This window comes from Salinimonas chungwhensis DSM 16280 (assembly GCF_000378185.1).
Taxonomy (GTDB): domain Bacteria; phylum Pseudomonadota; class Gammaproteobacteria; order Enterobacterales; family Alteromonadaceae; genus Alteromonas; species Alteromonas chungwhensis.
Genome location: NZ_KB899388.1, coordinates 1 through 25,489, shown reverse-complemented (window position 1 = coordinate 25,489; position 25,489 = coordinate 1). Strand labels below are relative to the sequence as shown.

Below are 25,489 nucleotides of genomic sequence, written 5' to 3'. Positions count from 1 at the left end.
TCAGGGTAAGTTGTTACTAGCCTGCGACTGAGCAAATTTTATGGGGAAAATGTCTCTTTGAGCGTGCGCTTGACTTGCCCAAACCACCCCCCGTTGTTAAAGTGTGGTGATAATTAACGACGTCTTTGCTGGTGCCTACACACCTCTCCTTACACAGCAACCAGCGTACAGTTACAGGAATTTGCATTTCATGTTTAAAAAGCTTCGGGGCATGTTTTCCAACGATTTGTCCATCGACCTCGGAACAGCTAATACGCTGATCTATGTGAAAGATCAGGGCATAGTGTTAAATGAACCCTCTGTTGTTGCCATTCGTCAAGAGCGAGCCGGCGGACCAAAAAGTGTTGCCGCAGTAGGTGCAGAAGCCAAGCGTATGCTGGGACGGACACCGGGTAACATCCGGGCCATCCGGCCGATGAAAGATGGTGTAATTGCAGACTTTTTCGTTACAGAAAAAATGTTGCAGCACTTTATTAAACAGGTTCATGATAATAACTTTTTGCGGCCCAGCCCGCGTGTTCTGGTATGTGTGCCGTGTGGCTCAACCCAGGTGGAGCGCCGGGCTATTCGTGAATCAGCACTCGGTGCCGGCGCTCGTGAGGTGTACCTGATAGACGAGCCTATGGCAGCAGCAATTGGTGCGGGTCTGCCAGTATCCGAGGCCACCGGCTCTATGGTCGTAGATATTGGTGGCGGTACCACGGAAGTGGCTATCATTTCACTAAATGGCGTGGTTTATTCCTCATCAGTGCGTATTGGTGGTGATAAGTTTGACGAAGCGATTATTAACTATGTTCGCCGTAATTTTGGTTCACTAATCGGAGAAGCCACCGCAGAGCGCATTAAGCACGAAATCGGCGCCGCTTATCCAGGCGAAGAGGTGCGCGAAATCGAGGTGCGCGGCCGTAATCTGGCAGAAGGTGTACCCAGAGGCTTTACTCTGAACTCCAACGAAATACTCGAAGCGTTGCAGGAACCACTGACCGGCATCGTATCAGCAGTCATGGTGGCACTGGAGCAATCCCCGCCAGAGCTGGCGTCTGATATCTCTGAGCGAGGTATGGTGCTGACGGGTGGTGGCGCGCTGCTAAAAGATCTTGATCGGTTACTGATGGAAGAAACCGGTATTCCGGTGGTTATTGCCGATGATCCACTAACCTGTGTGGCACGAGGTGGCGGTAAGGCGTTCGATATGATCGACCTGCACGGCGGCGACCTGTTCACTTACGAATAATCTTAGTCAGGCAGCACGTTTTGTGCTGCCTGTTGGTTTTTAATGGATACCATATTTACCCGTGGCCCGTCACTGAATAACCGACTTGCGCTCGCTCTGACCCTGTCGGTTTTGTTGATCTTTGCGGATCATAAACTTGATGCGTTTCAGTCAACCCGGGTGTACCTCAATTCAATCATGAGCCCCCTACAGTACCTGGCGAATCTGCCCAAGGTGCTATTGAACGAAAGTGCCCAGCGTTTAACCTCTCACCAGGCATTACTGGCCGATAATGAGCGCCTGACTAACCAAAATCTTAAAATGAGCGAGCAGCTGCAGCGATTTAATGTGTTGCAGGCTGAAAATGCAGAATTACGCAAGCTGCTGGAAGTACCGGTAAAGCCTAAAGTGCGTAAAATGGTCGCTGCATTAATGGCGGTTGACAATAATCCTTTCAGCCAGCAAATCATGATCAATAAAGGCGCTATTGACGGCGTTTATTTGTCGCAGGCAGTGCTTGATGACCGTGGTATTGTAGGGCAGGTCATGGAGGTAGGGACAACCAACAGTCGGGTAGTGCTCATCTCAGATGTCACCCACGCCATTCCGGTACGCTCAATGCGTAACAATATTCGTTTTGTGGCAACCGGCAATGGGGCATTCGATGAGTTGTTTTTAGAGCATGTTCCACACAGTGTGGATGTACAGGAAGGCGATGTTCTGGTCTCTTCGGGGCTGGGTCGTGTCTTCCCGGAAGGCTATCCGGTGGCAAAAGTTACCTCGGTGGTCCATGATGAGGGGCGCCCCTTCGCCACTGTCATCGCCCAACCGGTCGCCCGGCTTGATCGCTTAAAGCATTTATTGCTGTTGTGGCCGCAGCAGGAAAAAGACACCCGCGTGGATAACCTGGAATCTGATAACGCTGCTGCGCAGCAGGAGACACAATAAACCATGTTGCCTCGGGCTCGTCACTACTTCATCGCTTCTACCATATTAGTGGCCCTGGTACTGCAAATTATGCCGATGCCTATCCAGGCTGACCTGTACCGTCCTGACTGGGTGATCATCGTGCTGGCTTACTGGACAATGGCTCTTCCCCACAGAGTCAACGTGGGCGTAGCGTTTTTAGTCGGTCTGGCCATGGATATTCTGTTGGGCACTGCGCTGGGCATTCATAGTTTTGCATTGAGCGCCTCAGTGTATGTACTGGCCGCGAATTATCAGCGCCTGCGTAATTACTCTGTGTGGCAGCAGGCGATAATCATAGGTCTGCTGTGCTCGTTATATCACCTGGTATTGTTCTGGTTACAGCATTTGCTTACCGATATTCCATTTCAGTTTGCTTATCTGTGGCCTATTTTCAGCTCCATGATTTTATGGCCGTGGATTTTCTGGTTGCTGCGTAAACTTCGTCGTCAGCTAAATATTACCTGATAAATAAGGCGCTTTTGACCATGACACTGATACTCGCTTCTGCGTCACCCCGGCGAACAGCTTTGTTAGATCAAATTGGGTTTGTCCACCAACAAATGCCCGTCGACATTGATGAATCGCCGCGACCCGGGGAGTCGCCTCAAATCCTCGTCGACAGGCTTGCCACTCAAAAGGCCACCACTGCCTTTGAGAAACTACCGGCACCGATCCGTCAAAATGGTGTGGTCCTGGCCTCTGATACCCTGATTGCTTTTGAAGGCGAAAGTCTGGGTAAGCCAGCTGACGAGTCAGACTGTATGGCGATGTTAAAACGGTTGTCGGGTCAGACTCATCAGGTGCTCACCGCAATCTGCGTACTAAACCAAACACGCCGGGTAACCAAAACCATCACCACTGACGTTTTATTTGCGCCTGTCACCGAGGCTGAAATTAAAACCTACTGGGCCACCGGCGAACCAGCTGATAAAGCAGGCAGCTATGCGATACAGGGAATTGGCGGCCAGTTTGTGAAATCTGTTTCAGGGAGTGTTAGTGCGGTAATTGGTCTGCCATTATATGAAACACGCTGCCTGTTAAACGAATTTGGGGTATATGCATGAGTGGTGAGTTACTGATAAACGTGACGCCTTCGGAATCGCGCGTGGCACTTATAGAAAACGGAATTTTGCAGGAGATCCACGTCGAACGTCACACCAAAAAAGGCCTGGTAGGTAATATGTATCGTGGCAAGGTAAGCCGCGTGTTACCGGGTATGCAGGCAGCATTTGTCGATATAGGACTGGAAAAAGCCGCGTTTTTACATGCATCTGATATTGTCTTGCACAATGAAATTGTCGGTGAAGTTACCGCCAGCCAGCTGCAAAAGCAGGATATCCGCGAGCTGGTTCGCGAAGGGCAGGAAATCGTGGTGCAGGTGGTCAAAGATCCTATCGGTACCAAAGGGGCGCGGCTGACCACAGATATAACAATACCGTCGCGCTATCTGGTATTTATGCCCAGCGTCTCACATGTTGGTGTCTCCCAGCGAATAGAAGATGAAAATGAACGAGAGCGCTTGAAGTCGTTGATGGAAGCATTTTGCAATGAAGAGGGCGGCTTCATTTTGCGAACTGCAGCTGAAGGTGTAAGCAAAACAGAATTGTCTCAGGATGCCGCTTTTTTGCGTCGGCTGTGGAGCAAGATTCAGCAGCGCATGAAAAATAAAAAATCCAATGTGCTGTATGAGGATTTGCCACTGGCCCGCCGTGTAATCCGGGACTTTGTGGGCACAGAACTGGATCGTATACGTATTGACTCAAAGCTGTCATTTCAGGAGCTGGAAGAGTTCACTAAAGAATATGTACCGGAATTGAGCAATAAGCTTGATTATTATCGAGGTGATCGACCGATCTTTGATCTGTACGATGTTGAAAATGAGGTCCAGCGCGCCTTAGAGCGAAGGGTTGACTTAAAGTCAGGTGGTTACCTGATTATTGACCAGACCGAGGCAATGACCACTATCGATATCAATACAGGTGCATTTGTGGGGCATCGCAATCTGGAAGAGACAATTTTCAATACTAATATTGAAGCGACGTTGGCAATTGCCCGACAACTGAGATTGCGCAATCTGGGAGGGATGATTCTTATCGACTTCATCGATATGACTGAACCTGATCATAAACGGCGTGTCTTACATAGTCTGGAAGTGGCAACCAGTAAAGACCGTGCGAAGATAAATATACATGGCTTTACTGCCCTTGGACTCATTGAAATGACCCGCAAGCGTACCCGGGAAAGTCTGGAGCACGTATTGTGTGGCGATTGCCCCGTCTGTAAAGGGCGCGGCACGATGAAAACGATAGAAACCATCTGTTTTGAAATTATGCGGGAGATTGTTCGGGTAAACCGGGCTTACGCGGCCGACAAATTTGTGGTGTATGCGTCCCCTCATGTTGCCGAGGCACTGCTCGGGGAGGAATCGCATATGTTGGCAGAGCTGGAAGTGTTTGTCTCTAAACAGATAAAAGTGCAAACCGAGCCACTGTATAACCAGGATAAGTACGACGTTGTCATGATGTAGACGTCGTGTGGTCAGCGTTATGATGTAAGTGAAAAGGGTTGCGTGGGTAAAAAAACAGAAATAGCAGGTACAGCGTTTAACTGGATAGCAAAAAAGCTATGGCTGGGACTGGCAGTAGTCCTGGTACTTTTTGCAGTACTTCTAAGTGTACTGCGCTATTCGTTACCATACCTGGAAAATAAAAAACCGCTGTTTGAAGCTTACATCAGTGAGCAGTATGGCGTCGATCTGACCATTGGCAGGCTCAAAGCAGACTGGCAGCAAAGTGGGCCTGTTGTGGTACTGGATAACGTGACGCTCAGTCAAAGTGCCTCCTCGCCCATTGCCCTTGACGTAGCCAATATTGCAATTGAAATAAACTTTTGGCAATCATTGGTCAATGCCCAACTTTCCTCTTCTGAATTCAATCTGCAGGGGCTGAATTTAGTTATCGATTCTGACCAGTTAGAAAGTTCTGAGGATAATCGTCGTTTTCCCATCGTTGATGCTTTGAACGATTTATTTTTAGAGCAGCTTGAACGATTCTCCCTGCGTGACGGTAAAGTGACCCTGCTCAGCGCAGCCCGGCCCCAGGTCATTGAGATAAGTGCGCTGTCGTGGCTCAACCGTGATGGCCAGCACCGTGGTGAGGGTGCTTTTCGCATGCAGGAGCTTACCAGCAATGCGGCCTCATTTATTATCAACTTAACGGGTGGCAGGGAAAATCTGCAGGGAACCCTTTACGCCCGGGCCGAGGATTTGGATATATCGCCCTGGGTGAGTGGTAAATTACAAACCCGACGCCCGCTGCAGGAAAGTCGGGCCAATCTCGAAGTCTGGGCGGAAGTAAAAAACAGCGCGATTAGTGGGGTGTTTACACAGCTTCACGAGAGTCGCCTGACCTGGGGCGGTGAAGATAATGTCAGGGTAAGTACAGGTATACATGGCGGTAGCTTTCAGGCATTACCCCGACAGCAGGACTGGTTTTTTCGTATTGATCAGCTGGAAGTAGTATCAAACGGTCAGAGTTTAGTTACCGATATGGTCGGGCAGTGGTCACCTGGCGACAAGCTCATAATGAATACGGTAAAACCTACTCCGGTAAACCCTTTTTTACTGTTGTTGCCGTTATTTACCAGCGATACGGCCGATGACGATGTCCGCGGATTCAAGCCTGCCGGTCAGCTGGCGACATTACAGGTAAAATCAGATTTTGAGAATCTGGCTGTAGCGGCCAAACTTTTAGATGTGAGTTGGCGAGAGCACAATGATCTGCCTGGTGTAGACGCGTTGGATATTGATGTTTTCTGGAGTCATAATCAAGGCGCGTTATCATTGCACGCCAAAGATGCTGAGCTGGAAACCCAGTCATTATTTTCCCGTAACATTTCACTTACTGAAATGCGCGGCGACATTTATATCTATCCGAAATCGCACCACGAACAAAACCAGTGGATGGTGAGCTACGATAACTTGCTAATCCAAACCCCCGAGGTAACGTTAACGCAAAGTCTGCGCTTGAATGTTTCCCAGCCACACCTAAGCCTGTTTACACACGCCGGTGATGTACCGGTGAGCGTTGCAAAACAATTGCTGCCGGCCTCATTAATGGGACAAAGTACCGCTGATTATTTACAACGGGCACTGACCGGAAACGGGCAACTTACTAACACCCGGGTCTTGTGGCACGGCAAACCCGCAAACTTCCCGTTTACTAATAACTCAGGTATTTTTCAGGCTTATACCCAGCTGAAGTCGGCCGACTTTGCCTTCGCCGACACCTGGCCTGCGTTGACGAACGCAGATATGGCTCTGAAGTTTGAAAACGACGGTTTGCACATGCAGGCGACACAGGCCATGTTAGCAGATATAGATGTCAGCGATGTGGATGCGACTATTATGCCGCTGACAGATTCCGCCACCTTGAAGATTGATGCCACTGGCAGCGGTACCGGTCAAGAGCTAGCTGCACTCATGGCACAAAGCGCGTTAGCAGACTCGCTGGGTAAGGTGCTAGGGGAAGAGGTAAAAATTGACGGCCCGGTTACGGCACAACTTCATCTGGCTATTCCCCTCAACAGTCCTGATGTACTGGCCAGGGGAACCGCTTCATTATCTGGTAATCAGGTCACTATTGCGCGAGTAGGTATGGCGCTGAAGAATGTTTCAGGGGATATTACCTTTCTTAATGAAAATATCCGTACCAGCGATATGCAAGGCAGTTTGCTGGGGCAGCCATTAACGCTCGCTTTTAGTAGTGGCAATAATGATGATGGATATAGTGTTGATATCGGGGCGCAGGGTAACTGGAGCCTGGATTCACTGACTGATCAGGTCAGTCCTTCGTTACGCACCTATCTGAGTGGCACCAGTGACTGGCAGGCCAATGTATCTTTGCTGCTGCCCGAAGATGGGTTCAGCTATAACGCGAATATTTATTCCACAATGCAGGGCGTTACGTCGAACCTGCCAACGCCTTTTGCAAAACCCGATGGGACGATCAAGCGACTAGCCATTACCAGTGTGGGTGATGAAAAAGCGTCTACTATTAAAGCGATGTTGGGTGACGATATTGCCTTTGATGGTGTATTGCCGCATCAGGAAATGCAGTTTTCGCGTGCGCATCTGGCCCTGGGAAGCAGCGAATTCAGCGGCCGGGGGATTGGTTTTAGTATATCTGCTGATTTACCGTATATCGACCTTGGTAACTGGTACACGGTAGTCGATGAGCTTATCGGCCAACCGGACCAGCAAGAGGAACAGAGCAACAGTCTGTTGGCAGTGCCCCAGAGGTTATTTATCAGTACGCCGAAGCTTAATGTGGCCGGACAGACGCTTAATAACGTGGATATAGTCGCCAAGCAAAATAACCACAACTGGCTGATGGACGTTGATTCAACTGAGGCGCGGGCCAGCATTCATATTTATGAAGATTTTCTCAACAGAGGTGTCCGGGTTGAAGCCGATTATATAAACCTGCCGCAATGGTCATCGGCTGCGGAATCTTCCTTACCTGCGCTGGACAAGTGGAAGGCGGCCTCGCTGCCGCCGGTTTATGCGCGCTGTAAAACATGTACTCTGTTAGGTAACAACCTGGGTGAAGTTATACTGGATGTGGTCAGAGGCGAACAGGGTATGATTATCCGTCAGCTGAGCGCAGCTAACCGCTATACGCAACTTAAAGCCAGCGGCCGCTGGGATACTCAGTCTCAGACCACATCTTTAAACGGTACATTAAACAGTGACGATGTTGGCCGTATGTTACAGGAGTTGAATATAAACTCAGGGATTAAGGATTCGGCGGCGGCTATCAATTTTGCGCTAAACTGGCCGGATTCACCGATGGATTTTTCTGTGGCACAGTTAAACGGAAATATCGACTGGCGCCTGACCGACGGATATCTGAGCGATCTGAGCGATCAGGGCTCACGGATTTTTACTTTGTTCAGTCTGAACTCACTGGTACGAAAACTTAGCCTGGATTTTCGCGATGTTTTTGCGCAGGGCTTTTTCTATGATGACATGAGCGGCACATTAAAGGTTACCCAGGGAAAAGCCAGCACAAACGATACGATTATTGACGGTGGTGCCGGGGAGATAACTATCAATGGGGTCACCAACCTGGTGGCGCAGAAACTAAATTATGATGTCTCTTTTACACCCAATGTCACCGGTAATTTACCGGTACTGGTTTATTTTCTGGCGTCGCCGCCTACAGCTCTTGCCGCTCTGGCGATCGATCAGGTGTTGACCTCAGCGAAAGTAATCTCCAATGTTAATTATAAGGTAACAGGTACTTGGGACAATCCTGAATTTACGGAAATGGGACGTGATAGCAAAGAGGTCACGCTGCCGGCGCCAACAAAAGACCAAGAAGCGCCAGACCCTTCGTCCCAACCTGACTTAAAAAACTGAATCTGGAGATACAAGATGGTTAACCTGGTCGCGGTACAAATGACGAGCCAGCCGGATATCGATACCAATCTGGCCTTTGTAGAAGAACAACTCAGTCAACTGGATACATCACAGCCTACACTGGTGGTATTACCGGAGTGTTTTGCATTATTCGGTACCCGTGACCGAGAGTTACTGGAGGCGGCGGAGCCCAGATACAGCGGAAAAATTGGTCAGGCTATGCAACGGCTGGCCAGGCAGTTTGGTGTGTATCTGGTAAGTGGAACCTTTCCGCTACAGTCGGAGCAAACCGATAAATTCACTGCATCATGCCTTTTGGTCGGACCGGATGGTGACATTATTGATGAATACAAAAAGATTCATATGTTTGATGTGGCTATTAACGACAATACCGGCAGTTATCAGGAATCAAAGTATACTGAAGCTGGGGATCGTGTTGTGGTCTGCGATACACCACTAGGGCGTATTGGGCTGTCAGTATGTTATGATGTTCGTTTTCCGGGTTTGTTTAATGCTATGGGGGATGTCGATATTTTGGTAGTACCAGCGGCATTTACCCAGCATACTGGCAATGCTCACTGGCACACATTAGTGCGGGCGCGCGCCATAGAAAAACAATGCTACGTGGTGGCCCCCAATCAGACGGGTGAGCATGCTAACGGACGGCAAACTTATGGCCACAGTGTGATTTACTCACCCTGGGGTGACACACTGGCCGAACTGGGTCAGCAAACCGGTATGGCTCAGGCCAGCGTGTCTGTAAAAGACAGAGACGCGCTAAAAGAAAGCATGCCGGTGAGCCAACATAATCAATTCAGGAGCGATTTTGTCAAATAACGTTGCTAGCCATTTACTGACTGACTCGGGACTCGATATTCCCGCGCTGGAAAAAGCGTTGGGTCAGATCCACAGTCACGATACCGATTATGCCGATCTCTACTTTCAGTCGAGTCAACATGAAAGCTGGGTGTTGGAAGACGGCATCATTAAAGAAGGCAGTTATAATATTGAACGGGGTGTTGGCGTCCGGGCGATCAGTGGTGAAAAGACTGGCTTTGCCTATTCAGATGAAATCAGTGAAGATGCACTGAAAAAAGCGTGCAATGCAGCGCGTACCATAGCTCCGGCTGGCGGGAAAATCGCGGTCGCCGGATTTGGTGAACAAGCGTATCCGCAGCGCTATCAACCTGACAATCCTTTACTGGGTATGGAAGAAGCCGAAAAAGTGGCTTTGCTAAAAGCCGTAGACGGCTATGTACGCAAACAAGAACCTGATATTAATCAGGTTGTGGTCAGCTTAACCGGCGTCTACGAAGAAGTGCTGGTGGCTGCCAGTGACGGTACCTTTGCTACGGACATACGCCCGCTTGTCAGACTGAATTGCTCAGTATTGATGGAAAATGGCGATAGGCGCGAACGCGGCGCATCAGGCGCGGGCGGCCGCCATACCTATGCCTTTTTCCAGTCAGATGAAAACGGCCGACCGGCCTTTGAGCAGCTGGCCGATGATGCGTTGCACATGGCTAGAGTCAATATGGAAGCTGTAGCGTCGCCGGCGGGCACCATGCCAGTGGTATTAGGCAGCGGTTGGCCTGGCGTGCTGTTGCATGAGGCCGTGGGCCACGGTTTGGAAGGTGACTTTAATCGTAAAGGCGCATCTACCTTTAGTGGTAAAATGGGCCAGCGCGTAGCAGCGAAAGGCGTAACCATTGTCGATGATGGTACCTTGCAGGATCGTCGTGGGTCTCTATCGGTGGACGATGAAGGTACGCCGACGCAGCGCAACGTACTTATTGAAGATGGCATTTTAACCGGCTACATGCAGGATAAAATGAATGCCCGTTTGATGGGGGTGAAGCCCACTGGTAATGGTCGGCGTGAATCCTTTGCACATTTACCGATGCCGCGTATGACGAATACATTTATGATGGCTGGTCAGTATGATCCCCAGGATATAATCAAGACCATTGATAAGGGCATTTACGCACCAAACTTTGCCGGCGGGCAGGTTGATATTACTTCAGGTAAATTTGTCTTCTCCAGCGCGGAAGCTTATCTGATTGAAAATGGTAAAATCACCGCACCGGTTAAGGGTGCCACGCTTATCGGTAATGGCCCTGAAGTCATGCAAAAAGTCTCTATGATTGGTAACGATGTAGCGCTTGATCGGGGTGTTGGCGTTTGTGGTAAAGATGGCCAGTCGGTTCCGGTGGGCGTAGGACAGCCAACCCTTAAAGTTGACGAGCTGACGGTAGGCGGCACCGCATAATCTGCCGCATTAAAAACACAAAGAAGCCCCGGACACCGGGGCTTTTTGCTATCTGCAAGCGTTACTCAAAAGCGTTATTATTCCGGCTCCATTTGCTCTTTAAGATATTGAAAAAGTTCTCTGTAAGCGCGCGGCGCACTGTTTTTTTCACGCTCTTTTTTTATCTGGCGATGAAGCTGCCGTAATCGTTGTCTGTCCATAGCCGGATATGTTTCAAGCAAAGCCTGAATAGCATCATCGCCACGTTCGATAATATCTTCGCGCGCTTTTTCTATCGCGTGGAAGGCCGCATTAGTTTCCTGATGCTGATGGGCAAGTTTATCCATCGCTTCATTAATAGGTGTGACGTCACGCTGGCGCAATAACTTGCCGATATACTGTATCTGGCGGCGAAAGCCTTCTTTCTTGCGGCTCATTGCACGCGCCTGCATCACGGCTTCCTCTAGCTGCTCATCCATGGGGATAGTCTGTAGATGGGCCGGTGAAAGATTTATAAGTGCCAGGCCTTTTTTCTGCAGCTGCGCAGACTGACGTTTAAGCTCGGTTTTACTTAACGGCTCTCCTGCCGCGTCATACTGTGTATCATCAAAAACGGAATCTTCCGGGGAATGATGCTTATGGTCGCTCATCGGTATCTCTAAGTGTTACACTGATAATAATTATAATTGTGACACACAACTTCGGGATAGCGAAACTGACTATGCAAATTGACCAGCAAATCGCAGAAATACAGAATATTGTTGATGACGTACTGACAATGGCAAAGGCAAAAGGTGCCACTGAGGCAGAAGCCAGCATGTCGAAAGTTCAGGGTATTGCGGTTTCATCCCGGATGAAAGAAGTTGAAAACGTAGAATTCACCAATGATGGCGGCCTTGGCATCAGTGTGTATGTCGGAAAACACAAAGGTAGCGCCTCTACCGCCGACTTAAGTAAAGCAGCCCTGGCGCTAACGGTGGAAAAGGCCATCGACATCGCTCGCTACACCAGTGAAGACCCTTGTACGGGACTGGCTGATGCAGCACTGATGGCCACAGAATTTCCTGATTTAGAACTTTACCATCCGCAGGAGCTTGACCCTGAGCAGGCGATGAAAATTGCCATTGAAGCTGAAACAGCAGCGCTGGACTATGATGAGCGTATCGTTAATTCTGACGGAGCAGGTTATAACGCGAATCAGGGGATCCGGGTTTACGGCAATACACATGGGATCAATGCTGGCTATCCCAGCAGCCGTTATAGTCTCAGCTGTATGACCATTGCTGCGAAAGATGACGACATGCAACGGGATTATGCATATACCGTCAGTCGTCGACCTGACGGTTTAAAAAGTGCGCATTCGGTGGGCCAGGAAGCCGCAGAGAATACAGTTTCACGACTGGGCTCCCGCAAAATTAATACAGCTAATGTGCCAGTGTTATTGGATAAAGATGTAGCGTCCTCTCTATTTGGCCATTATGTGAGTGCGATCAGCGGTGGCAACCTCTACCGCCGCTCCAGCTTTTTGCTGGACAAACTGGGCGCGCAGGTTTTTCCTGGCTGGTTGAATATTCAGGAGTTACCTCATCTTAAAGGCGGTCTGGCCAGCTCCAGTTTTGATGCTGAGGGCGTAGCAACTAAAGATCTTCATGTGGTGGAAAATGGCAAACTGTCGCAGTATCTTTATACCACTTATTCAGCCCGCAAAATGGGGCAAACGCCGACGGGTCATGCTGGTGGAATCCACAACTGGATTATCGGAGATACGGGGCACACCGATAAAGCGCTGCTGGAAGAAATGGGCACGGGCTTATTGGTCACAGAGTTAATGGGACAGGGCGTGAGTGTTGTTACCGGCGATTATTCTCGTGGTGCTGCAGGTTATTGGGTGGAAAATGGTGTGATTCAGTATCCCGTGCACGAGGTAACTATTGCCGGTAATTTAAAAGATATGTTCGCTAATATCCGGGCGATTGGCAAAGACCGGGATGTGCGCGGTGGCGTTCAGACCGGCTCTGTGCTTATCGATAATATGAAGATCGCAGGTAGCTGATAATGCGACGTTAACAGCGCAGTCTATACTGCGCTGTTTGATTGCTTTGTAATCGTCTCAATCTTTGTCCACACTGCTTCGGCTTCAGCGGTTAACGCTGAATAGGTTTTAATATCGCCTTTGCGTTGTGCATGCATCGCTTTTTCCAGCAAAGCGGCATGTTGTTTACGTAACTTCTTTGTCGGATCCTGTTTAAATAACCCAAACATAGTCTTCTCCTCATCGCGTCGGCATTTATCTGAAGTTTACGCACCCTGACCAGCCAGGGTCCATTTATTCCGCGTGACAAATTTCTAATACAAAGCACCGTCGCATCATCATCATGCAGCAAACGGAGCAGCAAGTGACCTTTCGCCGTGCCATAAAAAAACCCTTCGAAGACAAGTAGCCTGCGAAGGGTTAGTATCTGTACTGATGATGTCTGGTTAACCGTCTACAGAACCACAAAAGCGATAACCTTCACCGTGGATGGTAACAATCAACTCTTCGTCACTTGGCTCAGACTCAAAATGCTTACGAATACGACGAATGGTTACATCAACTGTTCTATCGTTGGGGCGAAGCTCTCGACCGGTCATTTCCATTATCAGCTGCTCGCGGGTAAGAATTTTACCCGGGTTGCTCAAAAACAAATGCAGTGCCCGGAACTCGCTGCGCGGTAAGCGGAATTCTTTGCCATTAGGCGAGATAAGAGAGCGGCTGTCTCCATCGAGCGTCCAGCCATTAAAGTTAACACGACTGGGCAGATCATCATCTTCAGCAGCATTGGTGGTACGCGTGAGAAGATTGCGGGCACGAATAGTCAATTCACGAGGATTAAAAGGTTTTGTCAGATAATCATCTGCACCAATTTCCAGACCAAGAATACGGTCAACATCGTTGTCTCTGCCGGTCAGGAAAATGAGACCTACATTTTTGCGATCACGCACTTCCCGGGCCAGAATCAAGCCGTTCTTACCAGGCAGGTTAATATCCATGATGACCAGATTGATGGAGTGATTCTCGAAAAAATCATGCATTTGGTCGCCATTTTCGGCTTCAAGAACGTTATAGCCTTCAGCTTCAAACAAGCTTTTGAGGGTGGTACGGGTGACCACTTCATCTTCAACAATTAATACATTTGGCGTCTGCATGATGTTTCGCACTCTTTTACAATCGGTTAAAGCAATATTTTGGTTTAAGTGTATTATTCGTTACTTTCTTTTCAAGGTTGTTACGAATAAAACCTGACCTACGGTATAAGGGTTTGTAACAAAATTACAAGCCCGTGATGCTGCCTAATTTTTTTCAATCCCGGCAGATGCCGGTTCGACAGGAAAAACTATCAGAAATTCCACACCATGGCCTTCTTCACTGGACAGGGTGATTGATCCGTTGAGCACCTGGGTCACAAGGTTATACACTAAGTGCATACCCAGACCAGAGCCGCCCTCTCCTCGTCGGGTAGTAACAAAGGGCTCAAATATACGCTTGCGTATGTCATCCGCAATACCTTTGCCATTATCTTTATACACCAGCTTAAGCATGCTGGACGTCATCAGATCAACCGTTATGTCTATGGTACCGCTATCCGTATCTTCAAAGCCATGGATTACGGAGTTAACAATCAGGTTGATCAGAATCTGGTTTATCGGGCCTGCTTTTGTCTCAACGTGTAAGGTAGGGTCGCAGTGAACGTTGATTTTATGATGATGCTTTTTAAGCTGGGGCCTCAGCGAGACTAGTATCTCATTAATTAACTGTGAAACGCAAAAAGTTCGACTGTTTTCTGCCGTTTGGTCCACTGCCACCTGTTTGAAGCTGGAAATCAACTCAGCAGCCCGATTCAGGTTTCTGTAAATGATATTCAGATTTTCCTGACTGTCGCGTAAAAAACGGTCTAGGGAACTGGCTTTCAGCGTACGACTGTCAAAGTTCTGCTGAATAGTAACAATCTGGTCCAGCATCATGGTTGAAGCTGTTACGCCTAGCCCAATAGGTGTGTTTACTTCATGGGCCACACCGGCAACCATATCTCCCAATGATGACATTTTTTCATTTTCTACAATCTGTCGCTGGTACTGATGTAATTTTTCCAGGGTTTGAATCAGTTCCTGGTTGGCTTCTTTTAATGCCACAGTCCGCTGGCTTACAATATCTTCCAGGCTGGCATTTAACGCACGGTGCTGTTCTTCTGTTTCACGTTGTTTTTGTACATGGTCCTGCATTCTTGCCAGCAAGACGTTCACCGCATCAGTGAGAATGTTTAGTTCGCGAATGCTGGAAGAGGGAGTGCGGGCCGAATAATCCCGTACGCGCGATGTACTTTGAAGAAAATCTGCCAGCGCTTCGATGGGTTTTGTCAGCAGACTTTGAAAGCGCAGTGCCAGAATAAACGTCAAAACCATCATCACCAGTAACACGGCTAAATTTAATAAAATAGCCTGGGTGACCAGGTGATTGAACTGAACCGCCGAGGCACTTAGGTAAATGTAACCGGCATAACGATTATTGAACATAACCGGGCGGGCAAATTCGATAACGCTATCTCCTATAACCGGGGCGTTAAATAAATCTATCCGACCTGATTGATCTTGAATTGGAGGTTCACCCTCCCTGTGATAGCTGGCAAGAAAACTGAGATTGTTATCGCGATTGGGGTTCAGCCAATAGGCATGCACGTGGGTAACAATATCTACCTGAGCCATAGTGTCAAGATGCCGCACTGTGGCCGTATCGTCTCCGCGCGCAATATCCATTGCCGCATTCTGACCAATAATATCGGCCAGCATAACAACCGTTTCCTTCAGATCATCACGATAGGCGTTAATTTGTAAAGACAGCGATAAGCCGGTAGATATAACCAGCGTAGTGGTGGCAATTGCCATGATTACCCACAGAAAAAGACTACGTATGGAAAGCCGTGCCGGTGAGGCTGTCATTACTCTTTGATAAACCGTTCGTTAGTTGAAACCAGCGGATGTATCTATAGTGGCTCAAGAATCAGGAAAAAGAAAGCGCAGCAACAAAGCTGCGCTTTTCAGTTTAGGGTTTAAGTGACTGATACAAATTACTATATTCGTCCGCGGCAGTCTGCCAGGTAAATCGTGTCTGCATAGCGCGTTTCTGCATAGCTTTAAAACGCTTAGGGTGTTCATAATAAAACAGCAGAGCCCGACGGATACAGGCTAGCAACGCGTCCGAAGAAGGCGCGTCAAACACAAAGCCAGTGGCATTTTGCGCGTCCTGTAACGGATCGTTTACCGTGTCTTTTAATCCGCCTACGGCACGGACGATGGGAATCGTACCATAAGCCAGACTGTACATTTGATTCAGCCCACAGGGTTCAAACTGTGAAGGCATCAGGAAAAAGTCTGAGCCTGCTTCAACCAGATGCGCGTGCTCTGTGCTAAATCCATTAATAAAGGCGAACTGATCAGGGTGATTCTGCGCATACTCGTTCAGATCCATACAGACCCCCGGATCGCCGGTACCGACAATGACCATCTGAATATTATGATCCATCAAATCGTCGAGTACTGGTAGCAGGTAACCAAATCCTTTTTGTTCTGTAAGCCGGCAAACCATACCGAGCACAGGTACATCTGACTTTTCAGGTAAGCCGGCATTTTTTTGCAGGACGGCCTTACAGCGTGATTTGGGCAGTAAATTTTCACTGTCGAAATTTTCCGGCAGAAATGCGTCAGTAGCCGGATTCCATTGCTCGTAATCACAACCGTTAAGAATCCCTGATAAATCCTGCTGACGCTGTACCAGACGATCATGGAGACCATGACTACCCAGATTGGTTAGCAGTTCTTCGGCGTAGTTAGGGCTGACGGTAGTAATTTTGTCCGCAAATTCAATGCCGCTTTGTAGCATATTGATGTAGCCACCGTGAACCTGGCTGAGAATAGCCGGATGATGGTGTAAAAAAGGGATGTCATCCAGCTTCTCCACCCCCTGAAATGCGGCGTTATGTATAGTGAATACTGTACGGGTACTATCAAAGTAGCCGCTTGTATCATTGCGTAACAAAAAAGGTAAGATAGCTGTGTGCCAGTCATGGCAGTGCACAATGTCAGGTGCCAGCTCTAAAGCTTGCATTGCCATCAGTGCCGCACCACAGAAAAAGCAGAAGCGTTCGCTATTATCTTTGTATGCTTCATACGCATTGCTGTATAACCCGTCGCGGTCAAAATACGCCGGGTAATCAATAAAATGAATGTCAATATCATTCCAGCTTAACTGCCGTACGGTGAAATGGTAAACCCGGCCTTGTGCAAATAACGCTTGCGCGGGCAGGGCTTCGGCCAGTTTATATTGTTGTGCAATACTCTTGTAATAGGGCATGACGATGCTGACATCATGGCCGGCTTCTTTTAACGCAAGAGGAAGTGCTTTGCCCACATCGGCCAAACCACCGGTTTTTACCAGCTCTTCCACTTCAGATATCGCAAATACTATTTTCATCTGGCGAGACTCCATGTTTTGTCTGCGTTTTGCAGGCAAAATCAAAGAATGCTGAGTGTTGCGTCAGCAACCTGTAAAGGGTGTGGGTAAAAACTTACCACACCCGAGGGTTATCCGCCATCAGGCCAGAGCAAGATAGACTGAAAACTGGGAAGTTTGTGCCAGGGTGCGTACCTGCGTAAAGCTGTTATCCAATAGCCCCGGGTAGGGCAGGAATCGATTTGCCACCATATGCATTGAACCTCTGGATACCAGGACTCGTTTGGCATCACTGATGAAACGCCGGGTCACACTATAGTCTGTTTTGATGCCGGTGTGAAAAGGCGGGTTAGTAACAATATGATCAAATTTTCTATCCACCCCGTGCAGGCCATTAGCCGCTATCAGTGCAGCAGTCTGATCGTTGCTGGCCAGGGTTCGGGCTGCGCAAAAAAGAGCCAGAGCGTTGACATCCAGCATAGTCAGATTCAAATGAGGATATTGTTTTTGAAGGTACGTTCCAATCACCCCGGCGCCACAAGCAAAATCGAGTATTCCACCTCTTAGCGTAGAAGGTAGTTTTTCCAGTAACAGCCGCGTACCTGCATCCAGATCCCTGTAACTGAAGACACCTGGCATAGACGTGACTTGCCACGCGTTATTGTCCAGTTCATAGGTTTGAGTATCCAGCCAGTCCTGCACAGAAAACTCGACCGGGCTTTCCACTTCTGTGCATAACAAGCTGCAATGCCGGGCTGAATCGACCTTTGTAGTATGACCTAATTTGGCTGCGAGTTTGCCAGCACTCTTTATCCCGCCTTTGTTTTCTCCTACCACATAAATCTGGCCATTGTCGTTAAGTAGTGAGGCGGCCATATTTAGCAGCATGGAGAGGTGAGCTTTGGCTTTGGGTAAGTAAATCATGATACGGGAATAGCGCTTTTCACCCCCCAGGAAAGGGGCAAAGATATGCATATGTTTACTGACTTTCTGCTCTACAGAAAAGCCCATGGGTCGGGCTGCCACATCACGGCTATCCAGCTCATGGGACTGAATGACCTTGGCGCTTTCTGAAAAAACATCAAAATATTGATGTAAAAAGTCCATGGGGATGTCACTGACCAGGTCCCCAAAGTATGCATCTGCCGGATTAATAATCAGCCACTGGCCGTCTTCAAAAATCGACAGATTGCGTTCCAGTAACTGGCTTTGTGGTGATAACATCAACTTACACGCTCATAGATTAAGTCCCATACACCGTGACCAAGTTTCTGACCGCGGGTCTCAAACTTAGTGATGGGGCGATAGTCGGGACGTGGAACATAATCACCTTCAGCTGCAGTATTTTTGTAGCCCTGCTCGTTATTCATCACTTCTGCCATGTGCTGGGCGTAGTTTTCCCAATCTGTAGCCATATGAAAATGACCACCCACCGCTAATTTACTACGCACAGTTTGAGCAAATTCGGATTGGACAATACGACGCTTGTGGTGACGCTTTTTGTGCCAGGGGTCAGGAAAATACAGCTGAAGACGGTCCAGACCGCCATCGGGTAGCATGTGGTTAAATACTTCAACCGCGTCATGTTCCATAACCCGCAGATTGGTCAGGCCCTGTTCGCCAGCCTCAGCCAGGCAGGCACCAACCCCCGGTCTGTGTACTTCAATGCCGATAAAGTTCTTGTCAGGCGCGTTGGCGGCCATTTCCACCAGAGATTTACCCATACCAAAGCCAATTTCAAGTATGACAGGCGCGCTGCGGCCGAAAACCGCTTCAAGATTTAGCAACTGCCCGGTGTACTCAATACCCATAGTAGGCCAAAATGCTTCCAGTGCTCTGGCCTGGGCGTTTGTTGTACGGCCTTCACGCTTAACAAAACTTTTTACTTTGCTGACATAAACGCCAGCGGCTTCTGCCTCTTCCTGACTCTTATACTGACCCATACCGACACTCTACGACGCTGATTATATATGATGTCGCGCATTATCCAGCCTATCTGCAACATTGCAATCAATTAGCGGTGCGCCTGTACCATTTTACACTGATTTACTCAAAATTTGTTGTAATGCAGATACGATGTCATCAGGTTTTTCCAGCAGCATCATGTGTGCGGCTTCTTCTACCGGGTACAATGTACAGTCGTTGAGCTGTGCCGCAACAGCTGTCAGTACCTCAAATGAGGCAATCAGATCGTTTCGGGCGGCGATTATATTGGTTCGAAAAGGGGCTTTTCTTAACGGAGCGACGAGATCTTCTCTGGGAGTAGTGGACTCAGTGTGGGCAATAAGTGTTCCTTTGCCCAGATCGTCTCCCATATCAGCCACTGTACCGGCCACATCCTCGCGCCCCAGCGCATCCGGGTGCACAAAGTTTTTTATGTAGTTGGGGCTGGACGGTTTAAACGGTCCGTTTTTCAAAACCGCAAGTAGCTGCTTGCGGCGTTTTAGTTCCTCTATGCCAAGTCCCTGAGGGTTATAACCAATTAATGTTAATGAGGCCACGTAACGGGGGTTTTCCAGCGCCCATTTACTGGCGATATACCCCCCCATGGAAAAGCCCACCAGGTGGACCTTTTCATCATCCACCTGCCGATCACCGGTCAGTGCCAGCATGTCATCCAGGCTCGTGGCCCACTGCAAGGGAACATAACGACGCTTTGCTAAAGACAGCTGCTTCCAGACCGGCAGCCAGATTCGCTCATCGCAAAGGGTTCCGGGTAAAAATAATACCGGTTCATTGAACACCAGACACTCCGTTTATCCTGACACATATCGCTGGCATGGTATCATACCCGCTATTTAAATCAGCGATACAGGTTTTTGCGTTCAATGAGCACCACATTTGCAGACAGAGTACTGGCCTGGTTTGATAAGCACGGGCGTAAACATCTGCCCTGGCAACAAGATGTCACTCCTTATAAGGTCTGGGTTTCTGAAATAATGTTACAGCAGACGCAGGTAACCACGGTAATTCCTTACTTTATCCGCTTCATGGAGAGCTTTCCGGATGTACAGGCATTGGCGTGCGCGGATCCCGATGAAGTGCTACATCACTGGACCGGTCTGGGGTATTACGCCCGGGCCCGCAATCTTCATAACGCTGCCAAAACGATTGTGAATGACTATAACGGCGTATTTCCGGACCAATTAGAACAGGTAATGGCGTTGCCGGGCATCGGTCGATCCACAGCCGGTGCAGTGTTGTCCCTGGCCAATGGTCAGCAGCATCCAATACTTGATGGTAACGTAAAGCGCGTACTGGCGCGTTATTACGCAATCGACGGCTGGCCGGGTAAAAAGCCCGTTGAGAATACATTGTGGGAGTATGCCCAGCGTAATACGCCGCACACCCGATGTGGAGAATATACCCAGGCGATGATGGACCTGGGGGCGACGATATGCACCCGATCCAGGCCTGCTTGCGACAGTTGCCCGCTACAAAATGATTGTCTGGCGTTTGCCCAGGGCCGGCAGGCTGAATTTCCGGGAAAAAAACCGAAAAAAACGCTGCCGGTGAAAACCGTTAATATGTTCGTTATTATGAATGGCCCATCCATAATGTTGATACAGCGACCCGCCACTGGATTGTGGGGTGGTCTTTACGGGTTTCTGGAAAGTGACGATGATCACAATAAGGTGGCAAGCCAATTAGGAATTGAAAGTTTTCAGCTGGAAACGCTATCTTCTTTCAGGCATACATTCAGTCACTTCCATTTGGATATTTCACCGTTTGTTATTATCAGCGACAGCAGCAAAGTGCGCGAAGTCGCAGAGGACCGTCAGGTAAAATGGTTTCATTTACACGAGCCCATTGAAGTTGGCCTGGCCGCCCCGACAAAAAAAATTATCAGTCATATTCAAACCATGCTGTAATGCATTTACAGCCAGTGAGGAAACATAATGAGCAGAACAGTATATTGCCAGAAACTGGAAAAAGATGCCGAAGGCATGGATTTTCAGCTCTATCCGGGAGAGTTAGGTAAACGCATTTATGACAACATCTCGAAAGAGGCGTGGGCCGAATGGCAAAAAAAGCAAACGATGTTGATAAATGAAAACAAGCTCAATATGATGGAGCCAACTGCCAGAAAGTTCTTAGAAGAACAAATGGTGGGGTATTTGTTTGAAGGACAGGAACCGACCATTGAAGGCTATGTTCCGCCTGAAAAATAAGCAAAACAAACTAATTTGCGCAAAGTCTGTGCAAACAGTAAAAGTTTTTAAAAAAGGTGTTGACTTGGAAGGCTGAAATCCGTTTAATACGCACCCACAGCGAGAGAGGCAGTCAACGCCCAAACGCTAAACAGTTTTGCCTCGATAGCTCAGTTGGTAGAGCAGCGGATTGAAAATCCGCGTGTCCCTGGTTCGATTCCGGGTCGAGGCACCATTATTCTAAGCCCTGCACGCAAGTGCGGGGCTTTTTTGTTCCTACTATCCTATTTCTTTCCTAGAAAAAGTTCGCTCCAAACGGAGGCGACACTTTTACCGATAGCACAAACAAAAAAACCGCGTTTGCACGCGGTCTTTGAGAAGCAAGTGCGTCAACACTTACTTCGATAAGCAAATCTCACCAGATTTAGGGTTAATTTAGCCCAACGGTTTCTTTTTGTCCATAGTTAGGACAAAGGAAGCTATTTGTTTGTTGCGCGGTTGTCGAAAATTTATTGGTAGCAGCTTCACGCATAGACCACTACGCCGAAGAATCGGGGTACAACGAGCCCACATCGATACTTTCCAGGGTACTGGCGAAGGCGCCATACTTTCCCCGATGTAGCGATGACAAAACGGCTAAGTGGGTTCGGCCAAGGGAATACGCCGTTCGCCAGCCATACATACAGGTCAATCCTCAAGCCATGACTTCCTGGCTTATTTTCGATTTGGATGAAGGTTGCTCAAACCCACTTATATGGGAAGAACGTGGTGTTCCCGAACCAAATATCGTCGTCCGGAATAAGCACGATTTAAAGTGCCACCTCTTTTACGCCATTAAGCCCGTGTGTACGTCAGATAAAGCTCGCCGAGGCCCTCAAAAGTATCTCAAAGCAGTGTATAACGCACTTAGAGATAAACTGGGTGCAGATATAGCCTACAGCGGTCCTGTGGCAAAAACACCAGGTCATCCAGACTGGCAAACCTGGCCAATCCACAATCAGGAATATGAGTTAGACGAACTTGCTGAAGGGTTAGATCTAACCTGGAGGAAGCCGTGGGAAAAAGATAGCTTTGATGTTCACTCGAATACCGAATCCCGACACTGCTTACTGTTTCATACAATACGACAGTACGCCTATTCGATAGTCACCAAGTATCGTGAGGGAAAGAGCTATAACTCTTTTTATCGCAAAGTAGAAGAATATGCGGAGTCTCACAATAATTTCGTTAAAAAAGGGTTCTCTTCTAATCTTACCTTTAGCCAAGTAAAGGCGACAGTAAAATCAGTGTCCCGCTGGGTCTGGGAACATTATACAGGTAGCGGACGCAAGACCGGTCAGATGAATCTCCGTCACCGAAAAGATCTTAGCGTAAGCGAAAAACAGCGACTGTCTTCCCTGCGAACAAATAGCCTTCGAAAAGAAAGAACGGAAGATAAGATTCGTAGAGCAATAAAAGCTCTTGAGAGTTCAGGTAAAAAACTAACCCTCACAGCTGTCTCTCAGACAGCGAGAATCACACGCCAGACAGTTGCCAAGTATAGATATATATTCTCTCGCCTACAGTCGGTAAAAATAATACCGATGAAAAATATCCTGATGAAAAGTGTTAACTACGCTACACATCAGATAGCTGCACTAGCGCGTTGTGAAATTGTTAGCTTTCCAATAATGAAAAAGGGTATTGAAACTAAGCCAATCAACACGTCCTAGTTTTGGAATTTTTAGAGCGAAGTGAACGTGGAGTTATCGGATTTTCTTAGCTTCATGAGTAAAAGTATTAGAAATCTATTTGGAGATGTTGTTAATCTGAATTCTTACTAATAAAGAAAAGGGACTTGCTGTGTTTGGAAAGAAAAAAGTCGTACCTGAAAAAGTGCACCAAAGCCGTTGGAACATATATAGTTCGAATGGCACGCTCAAAGATAACGTCAATGGAGTGAAGTTTGACCTGGAATCTCTTTACGGGGCGTTTGAAAGTGGAAATCTATCGTTATGGACGGACGAGCAATATCTGACAACCCTTAAGGTATCCGAAGCAGAATTCAGGCTATTAGTAAAAAGAGATGGGTTGAACAATTGTAATGATCATCAGCCTCTTGAATTATTGCAAGTTTTTACTGCGCGCAATGGCACCGAATTTTTCTTTGAGGGGGGCGAATTATGCATCTTACGACATGCTATTCATACTGACAGTCTGAAACTCATTGAAGAAGAGGAATTTTTGAAGATAAGACAAGGCGATAAGACACTCGCATCGTTTGATACGGCCCAGGCAGCGGATCTCAAGCAAGATTTCGAAATATCGTTCCCCCTGAGAGACGCAGCTTAATTTAACGAGTGGTGCACTTCGGGGTTGAATCCGCGGTTACTGAAAATCAAACTCATTCTTTGATGAAACTCCATATGAATATAACACCCACATAAGGGGCAGTAACGCATGGGCTAAAATCCGAGCGAAGCGACAGAGGCCATGCGTTACTGTACAAGGGAGCTTGCGAGTGACTTAATGTGATTGTTATATTTTTTGCGGCCTAGCTTAAAAAGTCAGAAGCCAAACTTCTAGATATATTGTCACCGTAACCATCAGCGACAAAGTTTTCCGGATTTGGAAGTATTTGCGAAGCAAGGGACCTATTTCCTAGCGAAGCTAATGTACATGAAAGAGCAAATTTGTATGTTGGTAAATCTGATACATCATTGAGAGGCTTATTTAGAATAAAGCCGTCATCAGTTTCTACCAAGTGGTCCAAAATGCTCTCGTGTCCGGAGTTCTGCAATATGTGGGTTACCTCCGAGAGGTTCTTTTTTGAAAATTTATCGTAAAAATTCATCTGTATCCTAGAAAATATAACGCCCGCTTAAGGGGTGAGTGAACGCGTTTACGAACCCCACTTGAAGCGTTTTTTATACAAATTACCACTCTTCGCCTTGCCGATAAGTAGCATGCCATTCTTTTTCTGCAACTTTCACGTGGTTGATAGTTTTATCTGAAAATGCATATGCAAAACCTGCCATACAAACAGGAAAACCACCTGTCATTAACTCTTGATGCTTTCCAACGATACCTTGTAGAGTCCTCAATATCTGAACTAGCTCATGATAAGTATCCGGAAAGTCCTCTGTAATTTTATTCTGCTCGAAAAAGTATTTTTTGTCAGCATGCGCAAAATATTTATCGCGCTGAGTCAGGATATTACTAACCTGAGCTTCCACTTGATCCAACTCTAGTCGCTGCTCAGTCACTAAACTTGCGTTTACTTTAGGGTAGGCTTTATTGATTGATTTAATATTACTCTCGACAAAAGCTAAGAACTTTTGAAACGTCCTATCCCCACGATCACGTTCAATTAACTTAGAAACAGTCATAACACAATCGACCTGAATTGATTCAACCATTAATGGCATCAAAGGGTTAGCTCGGGTCATATCATATGGTTCACGCTCAAGCGCTTCCACATGAGCTTTATAAACCCCAAGTTTTAAAGCAACTTTGGAATAAATAAGGTCACAATAAGTCAATACATAGGACTCATATTGTTCAATTGGATTCACTGAACTCTCCTAATTTGTATAGACACAATGACTCCCTGTGAAATGCTAGCTTCCGCATTTTCGTGGGTTAGCTGAAAGCCAGTGCCATAATTAGTTTGCTTAAGACTAAATCATTTGGAGGCTAGCATGAATAAACATAGCATGATTTTTATCGGCTTGGATACGCACAAGGAATTCCATGAAGTCGCGTATTGCGAAGAGCAACGCGGCGTAAGTCCTGTTCATTACGGACGCATCCCCTTTTAAAAAGTCAGCTAGAAAAAGTTGCTTCGTCAGTTTGAATCGAAATACCCAGGCGCCACCCTTCACTTTGTTTATGAAGCTGGCCCCTGTGGCTACTGGATTTATCGGCTCATTACCAGCCTAGGGCATTGTTGTTATGTGGTTGCTCCTTCTCTTATCCCTAAAAAGCCAGGTGAACGTGTAAAGACTGATCGCCGTGATGCGCT

The 25,489-nt window shown here is 47.7% G+C and carries 22 protein-coding genes, 1 tRNA gene and 1 pseudogene; 15 read left to right on the top strand and 9 right to left on the bottom strand.

Going from position 1 to position 25,489, the window contains the following annotated elements:
* Positions 1–190: 190 nt before the first annotated feature.
* Genes F458_RS0115665 through tldD form a run of 8 tightly spaced genes read left to right on the top strand, consistent with a single transcriptional unit; the run spans position 191 to position 10,872 of the window.
* On the top strand, positions 191–1,234 hold the full coding sequence (locus F458_RS0115665; RefSeq protein WP_018984381.1) for a rod shape-determining protein: 1,044 nt from the start codon (positions 191–193) through the stop codon (positions 1,232–1,234).
* 42 nt (positions 1,235–1,276) lie between these two features.
* A complete protein-coding gene (gene mreC, locus F458_RS0115660) occupies positions 1,277–2,161 on the top strand; it encodes a rod shape-determining protein MreC (protein WP_018984380.1) in 885 nt (294 codons plus the stop codon).
* Between the two features lie 3 nt (positions 2,162–2,164).
* On the top strand, positions 2,165–2,647 hold the full coding sequence (mreD, locus tag F458_RS0115655; RefSeq protein WP_018984379.1) for a rod shape-determining protein MreD: 483 nt from the start codon (positions 2,165–2,167) through the stop codon (positions 2,645–2,647).
* A gap of 14 nt (positions 2,648–2,661) precedes the next feature.
* Positions 2,662–3,246 (top strand): Maf family protein, encoded by a 585-nt coding sequence (locus tag F458_RS0115650; protein ID WP_026294722.1) that lies wholly within the window; start codon positions 2,662–2,664, stop codon positions 3,244–3,246.
* The gene (rng, locus tag F458_RS0115645; RefSeq protein WP_018984377.1) at positions 3,243–4,709 is read left to right on the top strand and encodes a ribonuclease G; all 1,467 of its coding nucleotides are present in this window, start codon (positions 3,243–3,245) and stop codon (positions 4,707–4,709) included. The genes F458_RS0115650 and rng overlap by 4 nt, the downstream gene beginning before the upstream one ends.
* 42 nt (positions 4,710–4,751) lie before the next feature.
* Entirely contained in the window at positions 4,752–8,603 is a 3,852-nt protein-coding gene (locus tag F458_RS19745; RefSeq protein ID WP_018984376.1) for a YhdP family protein, read from the top strand.
* Between the two features lie 15 nt (positions 8,604–8,618).
* On the top strand, positions 8,619–9,440 hold the full coding sequence (locus F458_RS0115635) for a carbon-nitrogen hydrolase family protein (RefSeq protein ID WP_018984375.1): 822 nt from the start codon (positions 8,619–8,621) through the stop codon (positions 9,438–9,440).
* A complete protein-coding gene (gene tldD, locus F458_RS0115630; protein WP_018984374.1) occupies positions 9,430–10,872 on the top strand; it encodes a metalloprotease TldD in 1,443 nt (480 codons plus the stop codon). The genes F458_RS0115635 and tldD overlap by 11 nt, the downstream gene beginning before the upstream one ends.
* 77 nt (positions 10,873–10,949) lie before the next feature.
* Here the strand turns inward: tldD and yjgA are convergent, their stop codons facing one another.
* The gene (gene yjgA, locus F458_RS0115625) at positions 10,950–11,501 is read right to left on the bottom strand and encodes a ribosome biogenesis factor YjgA (protein WP_018984373.1); all 552 of its coding nucleotides are present in this window, start codon (positions 11,499–11,501) and stop codon (positions 10,950–10,952) included.
* 71 nt (positions 11,502–11,572) lie between these two features.
* Here yjgA and pmbA point away from each other — a divergent pair, with 71 nt between their 5' ends.
* A complete protein-coding gene (gene pmbA, locus F458_RS0115620; protein WP_018984372.1) occupies positions 11,573–12,904 on the top strand; it encodes a metalloprotease PmbA in 1,332 nt (443 codons plus the stop codon).
* A gap of 23 nt (positions 12,905–12,927) precedes the next feature.
* Here pmbA and F458_RS0115615 read toward each other — a convergent pair whose 3' ends face one another.
* From F458_RS0115615 to F458_RS0115585, 7 genes are all read right to left on the bottom strand, one after another.
* Positions 12,928–13,113 carry a DUF6435 family protein gene (locus tag F458_RS0115615; RefSeq protein ID WP_018984371.1) on the bottom strand — a complete coding sequence of 62 codons (186 nt, stop codon included), beginning with the start codon at positions 13,111–13,113 and terminating at the stop codon, positions 12,928–12,930.
* A gap of 216 nt (positions 13,114–13,329) precedes the next feature.
* Positions 13,330–14,037: a two-component system response regulator ArcA gene (gene arcA / locus F458_RS0115610; RefSeq protein WP_018984370.1), complete on the bottom strand. Its 708-nt coding sequence runs from the start codon at positions 14,035–14,037 to the stop codon at positions 13,330–13,332.
* A gap of 144 nt (positions 14,038–14,181) precedes the next feature.
* Positions 14,182–15,825: an ATP-binding protein gene (locus F458_RS0115605; RefSeq protein ID WP_018984369.1), complete on the bottom strand. Its 1,644-nt coding sequence runs from the start codon at positions 15,823–15,825 to the stop codon at positions 14,182–14,184.
* 103 nt (positions 15,826–15,928) lie between these two features.
* On the bottom strand, positions 15,929–17,356 hold the full coding sequence (gene glgA, locus F458_RS0115600) for a glycogen synthase GlgA (protein ID WP_018984368.1): 1,428 nt from the start codon (positions 17,354–17,356) through the stop codon (positions 15,929–15,931).
* Positions 17,357–17,476: 120 nt separating this feature from the next.
* Positions 17,477–18,559 (bottom strand): methyltransferase, encoded by a 1,083-nt coding sequence (locus F458_RS0115595; protein ID WP_018984367.1) that lies wholly within the window; start codon positions 18,557–18,559, stop codon positions 17,477–17,479.
* Positions 18,559–19,278, bottom strand: a complete 720-nt coding sequence (gene trmB, locus F458_RS0115590) for a tRNA (guanosine(46)-N7)-methyltransferase TrmB (protein WP_018984366.1) — start codon at positions 19,276–19,278, stop codon at positions 18,559–18,561. The genes F458_RS0115595 and trmB overlap by 1 nt, the downstream gene beginning before the upstream one ends.
* A 93-nt stretch (positions 19,279–19,371) precedes the next feature.
* Positions 19,372–20,079, bottom strand: coding sequence for an alpha/beta fold hydrolase (locus F458_RS0115585; protein WP_018984365.1), 708 nt, complete (start codon positions 20,077–20,079; stop codon positions 19,372–19,374).
* 84 nt (positions 20,080–20,163) lie between these two features.
* On the opposite strand from F458_RS0115585, the gene mutY reads away from it, so the two are divergent.
* The 5 genes from mutY to F458_RS0115560 all read left to right on the top strand — a co-directional run bounded on the left by mutY (position 20,164) and on the right by F458_RS0115560 (position 23,817).
* On the top strand, positions 20,164–21,207 hold the full coding sequence (gene mutY / locus F458_RS0115580) for an A/G-specific adenine glycosylase (RefSeq protein WP_018984364.1): 1,044 nt from the start codon (positions 20,164–20,166) through the stop codon (positions 21,205–21,207).
* 27 nt (positions 21,208–21,234) lie between these two features.
* Entirely contained in the window at positions 21,235–21,507 is a 273-nt protein-coding gene (locus F458_RS0115575; protein ID WP_018984363.1) for an oxidative damage protection protein, read from the top strand.
* Positions 21,508–21,645: 138 nt separating this feature from the next.
* Positions 21,646–21,721, top strand: a tRNA-Phe gene (locus tag F458_RS0115570).
* A 277-nt stretch (positions 21,722–21,998) separates the two neighbouring features.
* Positions 21,999–23,198 carry a replication initiation protein gene (locus F458_RS0115565; protein ID WP_018984362.1) on the top strand — a complete coding sequence of 400 codons (1,200 nt, stop codon included), beginning with the start codon at positions 21,999–22,001 and terminating at the stop codon, positions 23,196–23,198.
* A gap of 130 nt (positions 23,199–23,328) precedes the next feature.
* A complete protein-coding gene (locus F458_RS0115560) occupies positions 23,329–23,817 on the top strand; it encodes a hypothetical protein (protein WP_018984361.1) in 489 nt (162 codons plus the stop codon).
* 584 nt (positions 23,818–24,401) lie between these two features.
* Here the strand turns inward: F458_RS0115560 and F458_RS0115550 are convergent.
* Positions 24,402–25,040, bottom strand: a complete 639-nt coding sequence (locus tag F458_RS0115550; protein WP_018984359.1) for an AbiU2 domain-containing protein — start codon at positions 25,038–25,040, stop codon at positions 24,402–24,404.
* Positions 25,041–25,166: 126 nt separating this feature from the next.
* Between F458_RS0115550 and F458_RS20535 the strand changes: the two are divergent.
* A pseudogene (locus F458_RS20535) lies at positions 25,167–25,489 on the top strand (IS110 family transposase); the annotation flags it as partial.

What these genes read in the sequence shown, in the direction of transcription:
- F458_RS0115665 (WP_018984381.1), top strand. Translation starts at nt 191, where the DNA reads ATGTTTAAAAAGCTTCGGGGCATGTTTTCCAACGATTTGTCCATCGAC.
- mreC (WP_018984380.1), top strand. Translation starts at nt 1,277, where the DNA reads ATGGATACCATATTTACCCGTGGCCCGTCACTGAATAACCGACTTGCG.
- mreD (WP_018984379.1), top strand. Translation starts at nt 2,165, where the DNA reads ATGTTGCCTCGGGCTCGTCACTACTTCATCGCTTCTACCATATTAGTG.
- rng (WP_018984377.1), top strand. Translation starts at nt 3,243, where the DNA reads ATGAGTGGTGAGTTACTGATAAACGTGACGCCTTCGGAATCGCGCGTG.
- F458_RS0115635 (WP_018984375.1), top strand. Translation starts at nt 8,619, where the DNA reads ATGGTTAACCTGGTCGCGGTACAAATGACGAGCCAGCCGGATATCGAT.
- yjgA (WP_018984373.1), bottom strand. Translation starts at nt 11,501, where the DNA reads ATGAGCGACCATAAGCATCATTCCCCGGAAGATTCCGTTTTTGATGAT.
- pmbA (WP_018984372.1), top strand. Translation starts at nt 11,573, where the DNA reads ATGCAAATTGACCAGCAAATCGCAGAAATACAGAATATTGTTGATGAC.
- F458_RS0115615 (WP_018984371.1), bottom strand. Translation starts at nt 13,113, where the DNA reads ATGTTTGGGTTATTTAAACAGGATCCGACAAAGAAGTTACGTAAACAA.
- arcA (WP_018984370.1), bottom strand. Translation starts at nt 14,037, where the DNA reads ATGCAGACGCCAAATGTATTAATTGTTGAAGATGAAGTGGTCACCCGT.
- F458_RS0115605 (WP_018984369.1), bottom strand. Translation starts at nt 15,825, where the DNA reads ATGACAGCCTCACCGGCACGGCTTTCCATACGTAGTCTTTTTCTGTGG.
- glgA (WP_018984368.1), bottom strand. Translation starts at nt 17,356, where the DNA reads ATGAAAATAGTATTTGCGATATCTGAAGTGGAAGAGCTGGTAAAAACC.
- F458_RS0115595 (WP_018984367.1), bottom strand. Translation starts at nt 18,559, where the DNA reads ATGTTATCACCACAAAGCCAGTTACTGGAACGCAATCTGTCGATTTTT.
- trmB (WP_018984366.1), bottom strand. Translation starts at nt 19,278, where the DNA reads ATGGGTCAGTATAAGAGTCAGGAAGAGGCAGAAGCCGCTGGCGTTTAT.
- mutY (WP_018984364.1), top strand. Translation starts at nt 20,164, where the DNA reads ATGAGCACCACATTTGCAGACAGAGTACTGGCCTGGTTTGATAAGCAC.
- F458_RS0115575 (WP_018984363.1), top strand. Translation starts at nt 21,235, where the DNA reads ATGAGCAGAACAGTATATTGCCAGAAACTGGAAAAAGATGCCGAAGGC.